At 72.5% G+C, this 17,585-nt stretch carries 12 protein-coding genes and 3 tRNA genes; 6 read left to right on the top strand and 9 right to left on the bottom strand.

Annotation, left to right across the window (positions count from 1 at the left end; translation table 11 throughout):
• The first annotated feature begins 78 nt into the window (after nt 1-78).
• Nucleotides 79-1,230, top strand: coding sequence for an MFS transporter (locus ACUXPL_RS10810; RefSeq protein ID WP_454183983.1), 1,152 nt, complete (start codon nt 79-81; stop codon nt 1,228-1,230).
• Nucleotides 1,231-1,275: 45 nt separating this feature from the next.
• Here ACUXPL_RS10810 and ACUXPL_RS10805 read toward each other — a convergent pair whose 3' ends face one another.
• Nucleotides 1,276-2,631 (bottom strand): polysaccharide deacetylase family protein, encoded by a 1,356-nt coding sequence (locus tag ACUXPL_RS10805; protein ID WP_180536860.1) that lies wholly within the window; start codon nt 2,629-2,631, stop codon nt 1,276-1,278.
• Between the two features lie 196 nt (nt 2,632-2,827).
• Here ACUXPL_RS10805 and ACUXPL_RS10800 point away from each other — a divergent pair, with 196 nt between their 5' ends.
• Nucleotides 2,828-3,679, top strand: coding sequence for a hypothetical protein (locus ACUXPL_RS10800; protein ID WP_454183779.1), 852 nt, complete (start codon nt 2,828-2,830; stop codon nt 3,677-3,679).
• 195 nt (nt 3,680-3,874) lie between these two features.
• Here the strand turns inward: ACUXPL_RS10800 and ACUXPL_RS10795 are convergent, their stop codons facing one another.
• The 4 genes from ACUXPL_RS10795 to ACUXPL_RS10780 all read right to left on the bottom strand — a co-directional run bounded on the left by ACUXPL_RS10795 (nt 3,875) and on the right by ACUXPL_RS10780 (nt 7,245).
• Complete coding sequence (locus ACUXPL_RS10795) at nt 3,875-4,666, bottom strand: hypothetical protein (protein WP_454183777.1); 792 nt, start codon at nt 4,664-4,666, stop codon at nt 3,875-3,877.
• 93 nt (nt 4,667-4,759) lie between these two features.
• Nucleotides 4,760-5,515 (bottom strand): hypothetical protein, encoded by a 756-nt coding sequence (locus ACUXPL_RS10790; RefSeq protein ID WP_454183775.1) that lies wholly within the window; start codon nt 5,513-5,515, stop codon nt 4,760-4,762.
• Between the two features lie 574 nt (nt 5,516-6,089).
• Nucleotides 6,090-6,178, bottom strand: a tRNA-Ser gene (locus ACUXPL_RS10785).
• Nucleotides 6,179-6,375: 197 nt separating this feature from the next.
• Entirely contained in the window at nt 6,376-7,245 is an 870-nt protein-coding gene (locus tag ACUXPL_RS10780) for a PRC and DUF2382 domain-containing protein (RefSeq protein ID WP_255167716.1), read from the bottom strand.
• A 291-nt stretch (nt 7,246-7,536) separates the two neighbouring features.
• Here ACUXPL_RS10780 and ACUXPL_RS10775 point away from each other — a divergent pair, with 291 nt between their 5' ends.
• Complete coding sequence (locus ACUXPL_RS10775) at nt 7,537-9,492, top strand: FAD/NAD(P)-binding protein (RefSeq protein ID WP_454183773.1); 1,956 nt, start codon at nt 7,537-7,539, stop codon at nt 9,490-9,492.
• 84 nt (nt 9,493-9,576) lie between these two features.
• Here the strand turns inward: ACUXPL_RS10775 and ACUXPL_RS10770 are convergent, their stop codons facing one another.
• The 3 genes from ACUXPL_RS10770 to ACUXPL_RS10760 form a co-directional block, all read right to left on the bottom strand.
• Nucleotides 9,577-12,333, bottom strand: a complete 2,757-nt coding sequence (locus tag ACUXPL_RS10770) for an ExeM/NucH family extracellular endonuclease (RefSeq protein WP_454183771.1) — start codon at nt 12,331-12,333, stop codon at nt 9,577-9,579.
• Nucleotides 12,334-12,364: 31 nt separating this feature from the next.
• Nucleotides 12,365-14,629 (bottom strand): bifunctional metallophosphatase/5'-nucleotidase, encoded by a 2,265-nt coding sequence (locus ACUXPL_RS10765; protein WP_454183769.1) that lies wholly within the window; start codon nt 14,627-14,629, stop codon nt 12,365-12,367.
• Nucleotides 14,630-14,771: 142 nt separating this feature from the next.
• Nucleotides 14,772-14,859: transfer RNA gene (locus ACUXPL_RS10760), tRNA-Ser, on the bottom strand.
• Nucleotides 14,860-14,994: 135 nt separating this feature from the next.
• Here ACUXPL_RS10760 and ACUXPL_RS10755 point away from each other — a divergent pair.
• Nucleotides 14,995-16,056 (top strand): NAD(P)H-quinone oxidoreductase, encoded by a 1,062-nt coding sequence (locus tag ACUXPL_RS10755; RefSeq protein ID WP_454183767.1) that lies wholly within the window; start codon nt 14,995-14,997, stop codon nt 16,054-16,056.
• Nucleotides 16,053-16,502, top strand: coding sequence for a hypothetical protein (locus ACUXPL_RS10750; RefSeq protein WP_098093612.1), 450 nt, complete (start codon nt 16,053-16,055; stop codon nt 16,500-16,502). Before ACUXPL_RS10755 ends, ACUXPL_RS10750 begins: the two co-directional genes overlap by 4 nt.
• Before the next feature lie 72 nt (nt 16,503-16,574).
• Here the strand turns inward: ACUXPL_RS10750 and ACUXPL_RS10745 are convergent.
• Nucleotides 16,575-16,648: transfer RNA gene (locus tag ACUXPL_RS10745), tRNA-Thr, on the bottom strand.
• A 182-nt stretch (nt 16,649-16,830) separates the two neighbouring features.
• Here ACUXPL_RS10745 and ACUXPL_RS10740 point away from each other — a divergent pair.
• A complete protein-coding gene (locus ACUXPL_RS10740) occupies nt 16,831-17,565 on the top strand; it encodes an HAD family hydrolase (protein ID WP_454183765.1) in 735 nt (244 codons plus the stop codon).
• Nucleotides 17,566-17,585 lie beyond the last annotated feature (20 nt).

Raw genomic sequence — 17,585 nt, 5'->3', positions numbered from 1 at the left:
CCCGCGGGGCCCCCGGCCGTTCCGCCGTCGGGACCCGCGCCGGCCGCCCCCGGGGATCCTGCGTACCGCAGGCTGCTGATCGGGCTGTTCCTGGCCGGGGTGGCCACGTTCGCCCAGCTCTACTCCCCGCAGGGCCTGCTGCCACTGGTCAGCGACGACCTGGGCGTCCCCGCGGACCGCGCCGCCCTGCTCGTCTCCGCCAGCACGCTCGGCCTCGCCCTGTCGGTGGTGCCGTGGTCCGTGGCCGGGGACCGGTGGGGCCGCCGACGCGCCATGGTGGTCTCGATGGTCTCCGCCAGCGCGTGCGCGCTCGCGGGCGTCCTCGCGCCCACGTTCGAGGCCATGCTCGGCCTGCGCCTGCTCGAGGGCATGGCGCACGGGGGCGTCGCGGGACTCGCCGTGGCGCTGCTGGCGGAGGAGGTGGTCCCGCACGCGGTAGCGGCGGCCGCCGGCACCTACATCGCCGGCACCACCCTCGGCGGTCTCTTCGGCCGGCTCCTGGCTCTGCCCGTCGCGGAGGCGTCCTCGTGGCGCGGCGGGATGCTGGCCGTCACCGTGGTCGGGGTGTTGTGCACGGTCGGCTTCCTGGCGATCACGCCGCGCGCCCGACGTTTCACGCCGTCGCCCACCTCCCCGGCGACGCTCGTGCGCATCGTGCGCGGCCACCTGCGCTCGCCGGAGCTCGTCGCCGTCTACCTGCAGGGTGCGCTGCTGATGGGCGGGTTCGTGGCGCTGTACAACTTCGTGGGGTACCGCCTGCTCGACCCGCCGTTCTCCTGGACGCCGACGGCGGCCGGCCTCGTCTTCCTCGCCTATCTCGCGGGCACGTGGTCGTCGCCGCGCGCGGGTCGGCTGGCCGCGCGGGTGGGCCGGCTGCCCGTCCTGGCCGGCGCGACGGCGGCCATGGCGGCGGGCGTCGCCCTCACGTCGGTCCCGCATCCGGCGGTGCTGGTGCCCGCCCTCGTGCTCGTGACGGGTGCGTTCTTCGCCGCCCACGCCGTGGCCTCCGCGTGGTCCGGGACGGCCGCCCCCACGGGCCGCGCCCAGTCGACCTCCCTGTACAACTTCGCGTACTACGCCGGTTCGAGCCTCTTCGGCTGGCTGGGCGGCGTGTTCCACGAGTCCCACGGGTGGCCGGGGACGGTGCTGATGGTCCTGGCCCTGGTGCTGACGGCCCTGGCGAGCGCCGTCGTCGTGCTGCGCGGACGCGGGACGGCCCCGGCGCGCTGAGCCGGGGCCGTCCTGGGGGCGGGTGTCAGTGGGCCGAGCCGCGGGTCACCAGCCGAGGGCCTCGGCATCCGTGCCGGTGGCGGACCGGGCCTGGTCGCGCCAGGCGGCGAGGACCTCGGGGTCCTGCAGCTCGAGCCACGCGATCATCTGCTGGTAGGTCACGCAGTAGGTGTCCTCCTCGACGCAGACCTCCCGCATGACCTTCTCCACAGCCGGGTTGAACGCGTTGAGACCCCAGTCGTTGAAGTGGTTGCCGAAGACCAGCGGGGCGCGGTTGCCCGCGAACGCCGAGTCGTACATGTAGCGGTAGGTGCGGTACTGGAAGTCGGTGAGTCGGGAGACGTCCTCCGGGATGTCCTTGCCGCCGTTGCCGGAGATCCAGAAGTTGTAGTCCATCGCCATCACGAACGGGCTGGCCGCGTCCTTCTCGGCGAGCACGGGGGACCAGGTCATCGGCATCTCGAACTCCCAGATCCCGTCCTCCTGGTAGGGCCAGGCGACGCCGGAGGCGGCCGCGGCACGGGACGTGTCGTACTCGAGTCCGTTGTCCTTCCACATCGGGACGAGCTGGTCCCACTCCCCGTCGAGGCAGGGCAGACGTCCGCCCTTGACGTCCTCGGGGGTGACCTCCAGCGCTGGCAGGGTGCTGCCCGGGTTGTAGGCGCCGGGGTCGGAGAGGATGTCCTTGAAGGAGCCGTACTCCTGCTCCCACTCGGCCGTGGACCACTGGTCAGCGCCGTACTTCGTGGGTGCGCACAGGTGGCCCGCGTAGTGGGTGCCGATCTCGTGGCCGGCGGCGTGGGCCGTGTTGATGTTCTCGATGCGCTGCGCCACCTCGGCCTCGTCGCCGCCGAACTCCGTGCCCACGTAGCCGGGCTCGTTGCCGGGCGCCGTGTAGTTCTCCCGGTTGGCGGTCTCGATGAGGTTGATCGCGGACTGGAACACCGTGAACTTCGCGTCGGAGTCCGCCGCCGCGTCCAGGAAGGTCTTCCAGCGCGCGTCCTGACGGCCGCCGTCGAAGGAGAAGAGGACGAACTGCGGCGGGCGCTCCTCCGCCGTGAAGGCCCGCATCGGCACGCCCTCATGGGAGCGGGCGGCCAGGGGGAGCGCGGGGTCCGCGGCGGCCGACGGCGAGCCCTCGCCGGACGACTCCGCAGCCGGCGAGGAGGCCGCATCCGAGGACCGTCCCTGCGACGACGAGGCGGTCGAGCCGTCCGCAGATGCGGGCGACGAGGCGGCAGCGTCCGTGGAGCCCGAGGACCCGGCCGCCGTCCCCTCGTCCCCCTGCGGGGCGGCGCAGCCGGCCAACACGAGGGCGAGAGCCACCGACGTCCCCCACCAGCGGCGTCGCCGGGGCGAGGGGGTGTCGACGGTGCGGGCGGACGGGCGGGGGAAGGACATGCGGTCTCCTGGCTCGGTCGAGTGGCGGGCGGAGTGTCTCCTCCATGGCCGCCGTGGCCAGGCACGGAGGACTCCACGTTCCACCGTAGGGGAGGCCCCTCGGTGGCTCTGGAGCCCTGGCAGAACTGTGACCAGGTTGTGATGTGGCGGCGCGGCTGCCGGTATGGCCCTCGTGGGCCACACCTAGACTGGAGGCATGGAATATCTCGTCCCTGTCCTCGCGGTGGTCGTCATCGGCGCCCTCGCGTTCGCCGCCGCCCGGTGGATGTCGGCCGGTCGAGCGCGTCAGGCGGCGGACCAGCGCACGTCGTCCGGTCGCGGGCTGGACATCGGACCGGAGCGGGCGCGTCTGGCGGCGGGGCTGCTGGACGAGGACGCCCATCGGCGCGTGTACGGGCACATCGCCCAGAGCCGCGTGATGGAGGCCGTGCGCGACTACCGCGCCCACACGGGACGCGGCCTGAAGGACGCCGTCATGGACGTGCAGTCCCTCGCCGTGCATCCGCAGGTCTACTCCGAGCCGGTGCAGGAACCGGACGTCACGTCCGCCGGAGTCGCGGGGCCCGTTCCCGCCGATCATGGGGAGCCCCACCGGGACGATGCGGCCCCGGCCGAGAACCTCGGGCCGGAGCGGCCCGGACAGGATCCGAACGGGCGGAGGGAGCCGGACGCCCAGACGACCGAGGGGGAGACCCCTGACGCCGTGGCCGAGGACGACGCCCGGCAGGGCACCGACCACGCCTCGGCCGCGCCGCGTCCGACGGCGCCGCCCGCAGACGAGTTGACGAGTCTCACCGTCCCGGCCGAGTGGACCGCCGCCCCTGCCGAGGAGGAGCTCCCCTTCGAGGTCGAGGTGATGCGGGGGACGGAGTCCGTCCGCCTCTCCTCGCAGGACCTGCCGCCGTGGCTCCGCGACCAGCTCTCCGCCATGGTGCGGGACGGCAACCTCGAGTCCGCCGCCGTCCAGCTGTCCAGCCACTCGGAGCTCTCCGTGCCGGAGGCGTACGAGCTGCTGCGCCGCATGCGCGAGCGTCGCGGGGAGGGCTAGCCACCAGCCGGTCGGCATGTCAGGTCCCCGCGCGCAGACGCGAAGAGGGCCGGAATCGCGTGGATTCCGGCCCTCTCTGGCGGAGACGGGGGGAGTCTCCGCTAACTGGTTGTTGACAAGGGGCGATGCCAATAGGCAACCCTTCCTAGTCAGCCCGTAGTCAGTCAGGACGCGATCTTGCGTGTGGAAGACGGGTCACGTAGTGGTTTCAATCCGAGCGAGCCGGACGGCAAGTTCCCGGCCAGCCCGGCTTCGACGCTCGGCAGGCACATGGTCGAGGAAGCATCGGAGCACTGAGACCTCTTCCGTTCGCTCCTTGAGCTTCCTATGGACGATCGCTGCCTGCTCCGTAAACCACGGGGCAGGCGTAGATCCGTCAGTGCGTGCGCGGTCCTCTTCCTGCCCAATAGCGGTGTAGATCAGCACTAAAGCCTCCCTGTAGCGCTGCTGTCGCTTCAGTTCCCTTATAGGCTCGATCAGTTCGTGAGGCCCGTAGCCCGTCACCTTGCCCCTAGCGATGGCCCTCGTGAGAGAGGCATCAGGTGTGAGCAGGTGCGAAACCGATCGGGGGGAGCGGCGGGGCTCCGTCGGGGGCTGGCTAGGCGGCATCGGGTTGGACGCGGTGTAGGTCCATTCGGGTTTAGTGCTTCCCAGCCACACGAATGCCCCAGTCTTAAAGCTGGTGCCGTCGGCCGAGCTAGCCAGGACGTGCAACTGTGCAGGGACGGTGATGACTTCCTCCCGCCCAAACTGCATCTCTCGGGCGTGCTCGCTCCACAGCGCCCCGACCGTGAGCCCATCGATGAGGGCGACGATGGGAAGAGTGCGGAACGCTTCAGGCTCGTTCCGGTGAGCGCTTTTGAGGGTCGCCTCTGTCTGGACATGCCGCCCGGCTGCGATCCCATAGCGACGGACTAACCGGGCTACGTCCTCTCTAGCCCAGGTGGTAGTTCCTGCGACCGGGAACTCTCCGATAACGCGGCGCATGTCCTTCGTCCCTCTCCGGTCTGTGCCTAGTGCTCCACCAGCGCAGGATGACGACCCCTGGGCCTACTCCGAAAGTGGTAGATAGCTCGACCATCATGCCTTCCTCAGAGGGCAGGGCTTGGGTTGTCTCTCTCGTGGGTTGTCATCGCTTGCGGTGCTGGGGCTGTCACCGTGCGGAAGAGGGGGCAAGTTGGACCTGCAGGTCCTATCAAAGCGTTTGGCTTCCAGCCGCCTGAGTTCCTGGCCGGCTCGCCGTGAGAGGTCTTCCATTGCTTGACGGACATCTGCCAAGACGATGCGGTCCTCCAGAATCTCGTACTCAGTCGTGGCGGGGTCATACCTGTGCAGGTAGAACTGCTCACCTTCTTCGCTATCGATCCTCACAGCCTGGCGACCCCCGATCATGGAGCGGACGATGATCCTCTCCGGGGTCATCAGTCGCCGGTCTAGGCGCTCGTCGAAGTGTTCGACCCCATGTCGCACCTGGGGATTACTGAGGACGCTGTTCTCTGAGACGTGCAACATGCGGCGCAGCTCTCGGCCCCGGAGTTCGGTGAACCTAGCCCGGGCGGCAAACTCATCCTTCGACTCGTGTTCTTTCTGCCGACGGGGCAAGGGCCAGAGGATCTTACTGATCATGGCGGCCGCGTTGGCGGCGGTGCCAGCATGGCGGAACACGTCAGTGTGGTTGGGCGGCCTGCGGGACGCAGCTAGACGAACGTTCATCACAGCATTGGCACCCATCTTGCAATGCCGCTGTATCTCTTCAAGGAAGAGGGTCGCAGGGAAGTCGTCGAAGGTCGGTTCCGGCAGAGTCTCGGGGTGGTCTCCCATGTCTTCTGAGCGCATCACCTGATCCTGTCAACATGGGGTCGTCAGGGGAAGCGATTTGTCGATGCGGCTCTCCCCGAGTTCCACAGCGTGCCCATGGGCCGATCTCGTCGTCATTTATGGGTCTCCCGGGCGAGTGGATTTGGTGACCGCCATGCCTTGCGTGCCCGTCCCACCGGCGGCCCGGGCATCGCCAGGTGCTCCGGGCCGCCGGGGGCGTCCGCCTCAGCAGTTCAGGCGGCCGCGAGCGCAGGCGGGGTGAATGTGCCCCGGGCTATTTCGCCCTGGGCGACAGCGAGCGTGGCACGGGCATCAGTCAGGGTGGCGAACGTGCCCAGGCTGAACATGTTCCCGTCGTGGAATGCCCGCACGCGGTACTTGCCGCCGGGGTTCAGGGTGACATCGGCGGTGAGCTTGGTGACCTTGCGAGAGGGGGGGCACGGGGTGACCGTCCCTGTTTGGTCAGTCAGTAGTCAGTGACCGTGCTAATTCCTGCGCCCCTCTGTCACCTTGTGTACCCGTGGCCCACCCGCCAAAATCCGCGCAGACATGCGAAAGGCCCCGTAACCACTGGGGTCACGGGGCCTTCTCGCGGAGACGGGGGGATTTGAACCCCCGGCCCAACTTTCGTCGAGCCCTTCATTAGCAGTGAAGTCCATTCGGCCGCTCTGGCACGTCTCCTCCATCCGGCGCGCCTCGCACGGGGCAACGCGCGGTCAGACCGGTCCAGCTTAGCGCGCCAAGCCAGGGCAGGGCAAAGGAACGCCGTGCTCACGGGCGGGATCATCACCGCGCACGAGCGGGGCCCCGGATTCATGGATCCGGGGCCCCGCGTGATCTGTCAGCCGTCCGGCCTGAGGCCGACGCGTCCGTTCAGATCAGATACGGTCCTTGCGGCCGTCGAGGTCGCGATCGGTGGCGTCGCCGTCGACCTTGACGTCCTCGTGGCGGACCTCCTCGGTCACCGTCTCGGTGTCCTGCACCTGGCGCTTGCCCAGGGAGACCTTCTCGGCGTCCACGGTCTTGTCGACGACCGGGGTCTCCTCGTAGGTGGTCACCTCGACGTCGCCGTCGCGGCCGGCGGTGCGGGCCTCGGCGGAGTTCGGGTCGACGGACTCGCGCTCCACCACGACCTCCTCGCGGGTGACGGGCACCTCGACGGTCTCGGTGGTGGTGTAGGCCTGCTTGCGCAGACGGACGCGGCCGGAGGCGCGGCGCTCGGTGCCGACGTTCAGCTGCTCGTCCTTGACGACGACGGAGTCGGCGTCGGTCACGTCGCGGCGGTCACGGTCGGCCACGTCGCGGCGGTCGCCGTCCACGACGGCCTCGTCGCGGCGGTCGGCCACGCCAGCCACGCCCGCGGTGCCGGCCACGCCGGCGGCGCCGGCGTCGGTGCGCACGTCGTCACGACGCACGTCGCCGTCGTGATCCACGGCGGAGTACTCCATGGAGTAGTACTCGTAGATGCGCTGCTCCTCCTCGGGGGTCAGCGAGCCGTCGGCGTCCACGTTGGGGGCGTCCTTCACGAAGGACTTCTCGAAGGGCACCGTGATGCCGTCGGCGGTGGTCTGGGCCTGCTGCAGCGGGACGAAGGTCTCGCGGGCGCCGAACAGGCCGGTCTTCACCGTGACGAAGGTGGGCTCGTTGGTGACGTCGTCGAGGTAGACCTGACCGACGGAGCCGATCTTGTCGCCGTCGGTGGCGAAGACGGTGGAGTTCTGCAGCTGGTCGAGAGCGTTGCGGTCCATGAGGAATTCTCCTTCTGAATTGGTGTTTTGTTGCCTTACGCTCATTCACAATTCCCCATGGGCCCGAGTGGCGTCAACCATCGGCCCCCCAGATTCCCAATTCCCAGACTTCTCCCAGAATCTCAGTGCGATCCGCATGATTCCGCGGATTCTTCGTCCGGGCCTGCGGTGGATCCTGGGGGATCGGTGGGAGTGTGGAGCATGCGGTCCGCGACCCTTGACGGCCACCGATATTGTGTGGAATACGCGCGCCGCAGGCGTGAAAACGATCCCGAGGAGAGTGGAGGCCCCATGTCCGAGCCCCTGGTGGCCGAGCGCCGCCTCGCAGTGGTGGGTGCCGGCCCCCGCGGCGTCATGCTGCTGGAGCGGATCCTCGCCCGACTCGAGGGCGCGGCCCCGGACGCACACCCCCGGCGCCTGCGCATCGACGTCGTGGACCCCTACCCGCCCGGGCCGGGGCGGGTGTGGCGCACGGACCAGTCCGAGCTGTACCTCATGAACACCCCCGCGTTCTTCCCGACCGCGTGCGCCGCCGACAACCCCGGTCTGCGCCCCTCCACCGCCGCGCAGACCTTCGACCAGTGGCGTCGCGTGCACCCGGAGGCCAGCCTCGGCGTACGCCGCCACCAGTACCCGGCCCGAGCGGTCTACGGGCGCTACCTCCGGCACCTGTACAAGGACGTCGTCGCGGGGCTGCGCGCCCGCCCCGAGGTCGTCGAGGTCGTCGAGCACCGCGCGGAGGCCACCGCCCTGCACCCCCGGCCCGACGGCGGCGCCCGCCTCGAGCTGCGCGACGCCGACGGCGCGGTCTCCGGGCTCGACGCGGACGCCGTCGTGCTCTGCCTGGGCCATCAGCCGGCGGAGCTCAGCCCCGGCCAGAACCGGATGGCCGCCGCCGCGCGGGGCCGGGACGAGCTGCACTACCAGGGCCCGCAGATCCCCTCGGACGTGGACTGGGAGACCGTGGAGGCCGGGGCGGACGTCCTCGTGCGGGGCATGGGCCTGAACGCGTTCGACCTGCTGGCCCAGCTCACCCAGGGCCGGGGCGGGGTGTACCGCCGCACCGGCGACGGACCCGGCCGGGCCCTGCGGTACGAGCCGTCGGGGGACGAGCCGCGCCTGCACCTGATGTCCCGCCGCGGCATCCCGTACCTGCCCAAGGCTGAGGTGGACGCCTTCGTGCCCCGCGGCGTCACCCTCAGCTACCTCTCCGACGCCGCCGTGGACGCCCTCGCCGCCCGGCACGGGGCCCTGGACCTCGCCGAGCACCTCTGGCCGCTGCTGCACCGCGACGTGGTCCGGCACTACTACGCCACGCTCGTCCGGGCCCAGCCCGAGATCCTCGGCGGCCCCGTCGAGGCGCGCCGATTCCTCGGGGAGCTCGTCGGCCAGCTCGAGGAGGCCGGCCGCGGCGCCCCCGTGACCTCCGCGCACGCCGAGGAGCTCCTCCAGCGGTACGCCCCCGGCCGCCGCTTCCTCGACATCCTGGCCTATGGGTCCCCGTTCGAGGACGCCGTGTTCGCCTCCCATGAGGACTATCAGCGGGCCGTCGCGGACCTCATGGAGCAGGCCTGCGTGGAGGCCGCCCTCGGGGAGGAGTCCCCGTTCATGATGGCCGTCGGCGCGCTCCATGCCGGCCGACTGCGGATCAAGGCGTGGATCGCCGAGGGCCGGATCGCCGAGGCCTCCCGCATCCGGGACGTCCAGGGCTGGTTCGAGCCGCTGGTCGAGGGCCTCGCCTCCGGGCCGCCCCTGTGGCGCGTCGAGCAGATGCTGGCGGTGCACCGGGCCGGCCTGCTCACCTGGGCCGGCCCCGCGCCCGTGGTCGAGGCCGAGGAACACGCATTCACCGCCCACAGCCCCCAGGTGGGAGCGCAGGACTCGCTGGGGCCCGCCGTCGTCGAGGGGGCCTGGCTGGTGGAGGCGATGATGCCGCCCAACCGCGTGCAGGCCGCCGCCTCCCCGCTGGTCCGTCAGATGCTGGCGGACGGCGTCGCTGCGGCCGGGACGTGGGAGGACGAGGAGGGTGTGCGCGTGCCCGCCACCGGCTTCGACGTCACGGCCCGCCCGTACCGGCTGCGGGCCGCGGACGGCACGGTCCACGCGGACGTGTTCGTGCTGGGCCTGCAGCTCTCGGGCGTGCAGTGGGGCACCGCGATCGCGGCCGAGGCCGGGGCCGATCCGGCCGGACGTGCCCTCTTCCTCGCCGACGCCGACGCCGCCGCGGCGGCCGTGCTCGCCGGCTGAGCCCCCACGACGACGGCGGGGCCGCCCGGGTGGCTCCCGGACGGCCCCGCCGTCGTCATGCCGGGGGCGGCGCCCCGCGCCCCGTCAGGGACGGGCCGGCCCGCGGCCCTTGCCGGGGTGCTCCGGGCCGTGGCCCTTGCCCGGGTGGTCACCGCCGTGGCCCGGGGTCGCGCCCACGCAGCGCAGCCACTCGCGCACGGAGTTCGCGGGCTTGCCCGGCACGCCGCGCGGATCGGTCACGCCGTCGCAGGTCTCGCCCGGGGAGGGCTCCGGCTCCGGCTCCGGCTCCGGGGTCGGCTCGGTCACGGGCGCGTCGAGCTGGAGGCCCACCAAGATCGGGTTGTGGTCCGAGGACCGCCACTGGTCCGCGGAGTACAGGTCCTCGGCCACGTAGTTGTGGCGCGAGTACTCCAGGGCCACGGATTCGTTCGCGTTGATCATCCAGATGTCCTGGCCGGTGATCGCCGTCGCCGCCGACGGCGAGGCGTAGATCCCGTCCAGGCTGCCGACGGCGCCGCCGAACGCGTACGAGTACTCGCCCGTGAGCGCGCCCTGCGAGACGTACCCGGCCGCCTCGAGCACGCGGATCGGGTCCTCCTTCTCGTAGGCGTTGAAGTCGCCCATCAGCAGGACGCGGTCGGTGCCGGTCTCGGCCTTCATGCGCTCGGCGAAGGCCACGAGGGCCTCGGCCTGGCCCACGCGGTCCGCGTTGTACGCGCCCTGGCCGTCGCCCGCGTCCACGTTGCCCCCGGTCGCACCGGAGCCGCCCTTGGACTTGAAGTGGTTGGTGATCGCCACGAACTCGGTACCGGCCGCCCCCTCGGACGTGCCGTCGGCGGCGCGGAACAGCTGCGCCATCGGCTCGCGTGCGTTGTCGAAGTTCGTCTGGTCGTCCAGGATCACCGACTCGCCCACCGGGGTGACCTCGGCCGGCTGGTAGATGAACGCGGAGCGGATGACGTCCTCGTCCGCGAGCGCGGGGCGCTCGGCCGGGGAGGCGACGAAGGCCCAGCGCTGCTCGCCGGCCTGCGCGTTGAGGGCCTCCACGAGGTGGGCCAGCGCGTGGTCCCGGTCGAGGCCGAACTTCTCGGAGTTCTCGATCTCCTCGAGCGCGACCACCGACGTGTCGAGACCGTTGATCGCGGCCGCGATCTTCTCCTGCTGGCGGGCGAACGCCTCGGGGGTGTAGGCGCCGCGCGGCAGGCAGCCGTTCGTGGTGACGGGGGTGCCGGCGCGGTCGCGGTAGGCGCTGCAGCCGGCCACGTCCTGGCCCAGGGTCGTGAAGTAGTTGAGCACGTTGAAGCTGCCGACGGTGACATTGCCGCCGACCGCCTCGGGGGCGGCCTCGGCCGGGCGGGTGTCCTCGATCGTCACGGGCTGGACGGCGGCCGCCGTGGCGTCGGTGAGGTGGCCCAGCGGCTGGAAGGACCACGCGTCGAAGCGCCAGTCGAGGATGACTCCGGTGGTGAACTCCAGGCCCGCGCCCACGCGCACCGGCTGGTCCGCGTCCAGGTACGGCAGTGGGTTCTGGTTGCCCGGCGAGCGCATGAAGTTCGTGGTGGCCCCGTCGTCGAGCACGATCAGCTGCTGCGCGTTGGCGGCCGCGACGGCCTGTGCCTCGGCGCCGGGCCGGGCCACCGACGTCGGGTTGTCCAGCGGCGTGGTGCCGGGGACGATGCCGAGGGAGCCGTACTGGTTGAGGGAGTAGTTGTCCGTGACCGTCCAGTCGCCCTGCGGGGCGAGGACCATGCCCTCGAGGGCCTCACGGTCGGCCTCCTCCAGCGGGAACTCCGCCGGCGTGGGGGCCACGGCGCCGGGCTCGGCGACCGGCAGCACGCCGCCGGCGGCGACCTTGATCTGCGTGAGGCCGTAGTGCTCGGCCGCTTCGCCCGTGACCTGGACGTGGTCGCCGAGCGTCACGGAGCCGACCGTGTCCGGCGAGTACACGAACACGCCGTCGGAGGCGCCCGGGGTGGCGTCGGGGGTGTCGCCGCCGGTGCCGGCGGTCTGGATGTAGTAGCCGTCGTAGCCGCCCGTGGAGTACACGGCGGTGACGACGCCGGTGGTGGTCACCTGGCGCCCGGCGTACGGGGTGGCCGTGCCGGTGCCCTGGAGCTGGGCGATGGTGATCCGCTCGGCCGGGGTCGGCTGCGGCTCGGGCTCCGGGGTCGGCTCGCCGCCGGTGGCGGCGGCGTTGGTCGGGGTGACCTGGTCGGTGACGGTGAAGTCGGCGCTGTTGTCGTCCGTGTCCACGCCGTTCGTGCGGGTGAGGGACTTCGGGTCCGAGTTGGCCGAGGGGGCGCCGGCGGCCGCCGTTTCGAAGGTGTTCGTGGCTCCGTAGCCGAGCACGTCCGCGACGCCCGGCACCTGGCCGGTCACCACGGAGCCGACCGGCAGGTCCGTCACGGTGCCCGCCTGGCGCGCGAGCACGATCGTGCCCTTGGTGCCCGCGGGGTTGAACGCCCCGCCGGCCACGAGGTCCGCCTGCGGCAGGGCGGCGCCCGCGGTGCCGTTGGAGCCGCCGGAGACCAGGAAGTGGCCCTTCGCGGGCACCGTGCCGGACAGTGCGACCGTGCCCTGGGTCGCGGCCGTGCCGGCGGCGGAGCGGTACTGCAGGGACCAGCCGTCGAGACTGATCGGCTGGTCGGTGGGGTTGTAGAGCTCCACGAACTTGTGGGTGTACACGGCGTTCGCGGAGCCGCCGTTGGTGTACGCCTCGTTGATGACGAGGGAGTCGCCGGCCGGGCTGGCCTGGGAGGGCAGGGCCACGGCGGGGGCGAGCAGGGCCAGGGCGGCGGTGGTCACCGCGGTGCGCGCGGCGAAGCGGGGCAGGGGGATCATGTCGTCCTCAGTCTCGATCTCTCTCGATGGGTCAGCGGGGCAGGCCCGCGGCGGTCAGCCAGGCATGGGCGGAGAAGACGGGGTGCGTGGCGGCGCCGCGCTGCACGCCGCGGCCCTTGCCCGGGTGGTCCTCGCCCTTCACGCGGCCCTTGCCCGGGTGGTCGGCGCCCTTGTCATGGCCCTTGCCATGACCCTTGCCCGGGTGGGTCGGGGCGGGCTGCTCCGGCTCGGTGGGGGCCGGGGCCGCGGTGACCTCGAGGGCATGGCGCACCACGGTCGTGCTGCCGTCGGCGTAGCGCACGGTCATCACGAGCTCGCCCGTGCCCGCGGCGGCGGGGGCGGTGATCCCGGAGAGCGTGACGGTCTCGGAGCCCGCGGGGACGGCCACGGTGCCCAGGGCGGTCTCGACGCCGTCGGCCGTGCGGAAGGCGACGTCGACCGCGGTCGCCGCGGGGGCGCCGTCGGAGTCCACCACGAGGTCCCCGAGGGTCAGGCCGACGGCCTGCCCGGCCTCGACCGAGGCGGGGGCGTCGGTGACCGGCACGCCGTTCTTGCCGAAGTCCGGGGCGACGGCGCCGTGGGCCGCGTCCTGGGCGCGGGCGTAGTCCGTGATCGCCTGGGAGTCCAGGAGGCCCATGTTCACGAAGTTCTGGCGGCCGGTCGCGAAGGCGGTGTAGCCGTCGGGGGCCTTGGTCGGGTCCCCGAGCGTCGTCCAGGTGTCGTCGGCCAGGAACGACTGGCTGGCCACCGTGTACATGTGGTCCGCCTGGAGCGGCTCGCCGTCGATCCACACGCCGGTCACCTTGTCCCCCTGCGGGCGGGACTCGTCGTAGGTCCAGGTCAGCTCCTCGGACCAGCCGAGGGTGAACTTGCGCACGTCGTTCCGCCAGTTCTCCTCGAGGGCCAGCTTGATGGAGGAGCCCGGGATGTCGAAGTAGGTGATGGTGTTGCCGAACGGCGCCATGTCGAGCAGCTCGCCCAGGGTGAGGCGACCGACGAGGTCGGCCGGCTTGGCCGGGAACGCGCCGCCGTCGGTGAAGCGGTCCGTCAGCAGCTCGGAGCGCAGGCCGCCGGGGTTGGTCACGCCGAGGTCCACCTCGGGGTTCGCCTGCTCGGCGGCGTGCTTGACGGCGTCGCCCACCCAGGTGCCCAGGGTGGTCTCGGCGGCGCGCGTGCCGCCGGCCTTCCAGGAGCCGCCGGCGTCGATCAGCTTCTGGTAGTCGGTGGTGATGGAGGCGGACAGGTCGGCCACGACCTCGCCCTGCAGGTCCTCGAAGACCGCGACGGCCTCCTGCTCGATCGCGTACACCTGGGCGGTGACGGGGGATTCCGCGGCGGCCTCGGCGGGGGCCTGCGTGGACCGGGCCAGCAGGCGCGGGGTGAGCCCGGTGACCTCGCCGTCGGCGCCCACGGTCAGCTCGACGGCGGCCAGGTGGCTGCCGGAGGCGCCCGCCTGGATCACGGGGCGGTGGGCGCCGCCGGCCGCGGTGTCGTACTGGTAGAGCTGGTGGGTGTGGGCGTTGAAGATGACGTCCACGGCGGAGGAGGTCTCGCCGACGATGCGGTCGAACTCGGCCCGGGCCGCCCGCTCGGCGGCCAGCTCGCCCGCGCCGGCGGCGCCGTCGTGGTACGAGGCCACGATCACGTCGGCGGCGTCCTGGGCCTCCAGCTCGTCCGCGACGGCGTTCACGGCGGCGACCTCGTCGAGGACCTCGTTGCCCTTCAGGCCCGCGCCGGTGGTGGTCGCGTACAGCTCGTTGGGGGCGGCGCCGATGACGGCGACGCGCACGCCGTCGACGTCGAAGACGGCGTGCGAGGTGAGGACGGGCTCCTTGCTCGTCGGGTCCACCAGGTTGGCGGAGAGCACCGGGAACTGGGCCCGGGACTCCACGCGGCCCTGCAGGTCGTCCAGGCCCTTGTCGAACTCGTGGTTGCCGGCGGTCAGCGAGGCCAGGCCGAGCGCGTTCATCACGTCGATCGTCGGGTTGTCCTGCTGCACGTTGGACACGGACTTCGAGCCGCCGATCAGGTCGCCGGCGCTGGTCAGCAGCGTGGAGCCGGCGCCGTGCTCGGCCTCGAACGCGGTGCGGTAGTCCTCCACGGTGTCCGCGAACTGCGTGCCGATGTAGTCCGCGGACAGCGCGCCGTGGAAGTCGTTGAAGGACAGGATCGAGATGGTGGTCTCGTCCGCGGCGGCCGTCTCGACGGCCAGGGCGGGCGCCGCGCTCGCGGGCGCGAGGACGAGGACGGTGCAGGCGGCCGTGGTGACGGCACGGCGGCGGAACAGGCTGGGCATGGCTCTCCCGGGGATGCGTGATGACAGAGGTGCGCCGCCGGTGGACGGCGGGGTGACGCGCGGAGTCCATCACATCCAGGTGGCCCCCAGGTGAACGAGAGGCGGCGGGCCGTCCGGCCCGCCGCCTCTCGTCGTGTGCACGCGGATGGTGAGGGATTCGAACCCTCGGCACGGGGTCACCGCACACCGGTTTTCAAGACCGGCTCCTTCGGCCGCTCGGACAACCATCCCGGGCCTGACCGCGACGGCGTGGGCCGCCGCGTCGAGGACCCACTCTAGCCCGTGGCCCGGCGGGCGACCGGTGGCGAGTCCGGCCCCCGCGCGCGAGGATGGACCCTCGACCCCCGACCAGAGGAGGAGACCCCATGGACGTCCCCGCACAGATGCACGCCGTGCGATTCACCGGGGCCGGCGACAACGGCGTCGTCCGCGTGGGCCACGAGCCCGTGCCGGACCCCGGCCCGGGCGAGGTGCTGGTGCAGGTGGCCGCCGCGGGTCTCAACCGGGCGGACATCGCGCAGCGCGAGGGCCGCTATCCGCCGCCGCGCGGCGCCTCCGAGATCCCCGGGCTCGAGGTCTCCGGCACCGTGGCGGCGCTGGGACCCGAGGCCGGGATGCCGGGTGAGGGGCGCTTCGCCGTCGGTGACCGGGTGTGCGCGCTCCTGGCCGGCGGCGGCTTCGCCGAGTACGTCGCCGTGCCGGCGGGCCAGCTCATGGCCGTCCCCGACGGCATCGGCCTCGTCGAGGCGGCGGCCCTGCCGGAGGTGGCCTGCACGGTGCACTCGACGCTCGTGGGCCGTGCGGGCGTGCAGGCCGGGGACCGGGTGCTCGTGCACGGCGCCACCGGTGGCATCGGCTCCTTCGCCGTCCAGTTCCTCGCCGCGCTCGGCGCACGGGTGCTGGGCACCGCCGGCGGCCCGGAGAAGGTGGCGCTCGGCCGGCGGCTGGGCGCCGAGCACATGTTCGACCACCGCGCCGCCGAGCCCGGTGCGTTCGCCCCGTGGGTCAAGGAGGTCACGGACGGCCACGGCGCGGACGTCATCCTCGACGTCGTCGGCGCCCCGTACCTGGCACCCAACGTGTCCGCGCTCGCCCCCGAGGGACGCATCGTGACGCTCGCGGTCCAGGGCGGCGCCGTCCCGGACGACTTCAACATCATGAAGCTGGTGGTCAAGCGCGGCTGGCTCACGGGGGCGACGCTCCGCTCCCGCTCGGTCGTGGACAAGGCCGGGATCGTGGCCGCGGCCGAACGTGCCGTGTGGCCCCTGGTGGCGGCGGGCCGCATCGACGCGAGCGTCGGGGCGTGCTTCCCGCTCGCCGAGGCCGCCGAGGCGTTCGACTGGTTCGACTCCGCCACCCGCACGGGCAAGGTCGTGCTCGTCACCGACCCCGCCGACGTGCGCCGGCCGTCCGGCGACCGCGCATGAGGGGGCCCTTCGCACGCTTCCGTCAGGAGCGTGCCGACGACCGTGAGCTCGGCACGGGGCTGTGGCGCCGTGCCCACGACCGCCTCGGCCGGGCCATGGACCGCTACTGGCAGGTGCTGGAGGGCCAGCGGGGCACGGACGTGCTGAGCCCCGAGGAGCGCAACGGCGTGGTCCACGCCGGCAACGTCCTCACGGAACGGCTCCCCGCGGTCCGTGCCCTGTGCGTCCGCCTGCACCGGGACCACGAGGGCGACGGCGAGCACATCCCGGCCGAGGCCGCCGACGTCCACCGTGAGCTCTCCCGCGCCGCACACGAGCTGGCGGCCACCGCCCAGGCCCTCGCCCTGTACCGGCTCGGTCAGGGCTCGGCGGAGTCGGTCGGCCGGCACGCCGAGCGCACCCTCGGCCACCTGGACCGGGCGGAGGAGCTGGGAGCCGGGCTCTGACAGCGGCGCCCCGGAGGGCCGGCCCGGAGACGAGAGGACCCCGCCGCGTGATCACGCGGCGGGGTCCGGGGGAGCCCCCTGCCGGATTCGAACCGGCGACCTGCTCTTTACGAGGGAGCTGCTCTGGCCAGCTGAGCTAAGGAGGCACGCGGCCGTGAACGGCCACGGCTGACGAGCATACCGGTTTCGCGGCCCCGATTCCACCGCGCGGCCGAGTGCGCGGGCCACCGACTGTGGCCCGCCCCTTCCGCGGGCGTTCACCCCCAGGCCACGCCGCGGCCAGACGGGGACGGTTCCCTGGTGGGCACACACCGTCGACGGGAGACGCATGAGCCTGCCCCACGCCCCTCGCACCCCGGCACCCCCTGCCGCGGCCTCATCGGTCGCGCCCCTCCGCCTGGCCGTGGTGGACATGTCCGGCACGTCCATCGTGGAGCACGGGCTCCAGGACACGGCGTTCGCCCGCACGTTGGACCAGCACGGCGTCCCGGCGGGCACACCGGAGCACGACGACGCCGCGCGGCGGTTCCGCGCGCTCCGGCCCACCTCGCGCACGGCCGTGTTCCCCCGCGTGTTCGCCGACCGGGCGGTGGCCGCGGCGGCGACCCGCACGTTCGAGGCGACCTTCGACGCGCTGCTGGCCGAGCACGGCGTCCAGGCCGTGCCGGGCGCGGAGGAGGCGCTCGTCCGCCTGCGCGCCCTCGGCCTCCACGTGTGTCTCTGCACCGGCTACGCCCGCCACACCCAGAACATGATCCTCGAGTCGCTGGGGTGGATGGGCCTGGCGGATCTGAGCCTCTCCCCGGACGACGCCGGCCGCGGCGTCCCCTACCCGGACATGATCCTCACCGCCCTGCTCGGTCTCGACCTGGACGACGTCCGCAGCGTCCTCGTGGTCGGGGACACCGCGGAGGACATGACGGCCGGGCGCCGCGCGGGGGCCGGACTCGTGGTCGGCGTGCGCACGGGTCGCGACGCGGACGACGTCCTGCTGGCGGCGGGCGCGGACCGGGTGGTGCCGGGCCTGGCCGACGTGCCGGACCTGGTGGTCCGCACCCGCTGAGCCGGCGCCGGTCCACCCGG

Source organism: Micrococcus sp. 140720015-1 (assembly GCF_053627595.1).
Note: the sequence above shows the minus strand (reverse complement) of the source record. Positions and strands in the feature narration are given on the sequence as shown.

Bases quoted from the DNA above. Each gene is read 5' to 3' on its own strand.
- ACUXPL_RS10755 (WP_454183767.1), top strand. From the start codon at position 14,995: ATGGACGTCCCCGCACAGATGCACGCCGTGCGATTCACCGGGGCCGGC.
- ACUXPL_RS10780 (WP_255167716.1), bottom strand. From the start codon at position 7,245: ATGGACCGCAACGCTCTCGACCAGCTGCAGAACTCCACCGTCTTCGCC.
- ACUXPL_RS10775 (WP_454183773.1), top strand. From the start codon at position 7,537: ATGTCCGAGCCCCTGGTGGCCGAGCGCCGCCTCGCAGTGGTGGGTGCC.
- ACUXPL_RS10740 (WP_454183765.1), top strand. From the start codon at position 16,831: ATGAGCCTGCCCCACGCCCCTCGCACCCCGGCACCCCCTGCCGCGGCC.
- ACUXPL_RS10800 (WP_454183779.1), top strand. From the start codon at position 2,828: ATGGAATATCTCGTCCCTGTCCTCGCGGTGGTCGTCATCGGCGCCCTC.
- ACUXPL_RS10805 (WP_180536860.1), bottom strand. From the start codon at position 2,631: ATGTCCTTCCCCCGCCCGTCCGCCCGCACCGTCGACACCCCCTCGCCC.
- ACUXPL_RS10790 (WP_454183775.1), bottom strand. From the start codon at position 5,515: ATGCGCTCAGAAGACATGGGAGACCACCCCGAGACTCTGCCGGAACCG.
- ACUXPL_RS10765 (WP_454183769.1), bottom strand. From the start codon at position 14,629: ATGCCCAGCCTGTTCCGCCGCCGTGCCGTCACCACGGCCGCCTGCACC.
- ACUXPL_RS10770 (WP_454183771.1), bottom strand. From the start codon at position 12,333: ATGATCCCCCTGCCCCGCTTCGCCGCGCGCACCGCGGTGACCACCGCC.
- ACUXPL_RS10750 (WP_098093612.1), top strand. From the start codon at position 16,053: ATGAGGGGGCCCTTCGCACGCTTCCGTCAGGAGCGTGCCGACGACCGT.
- ACUXPL_RS10795 (WP_454183777.1), bottom strand. From the start codon at position 4,666: ATGCGCCGCGTTATCGGAGAGTTCCCGGTCGCAGGAACTACCACCTGG.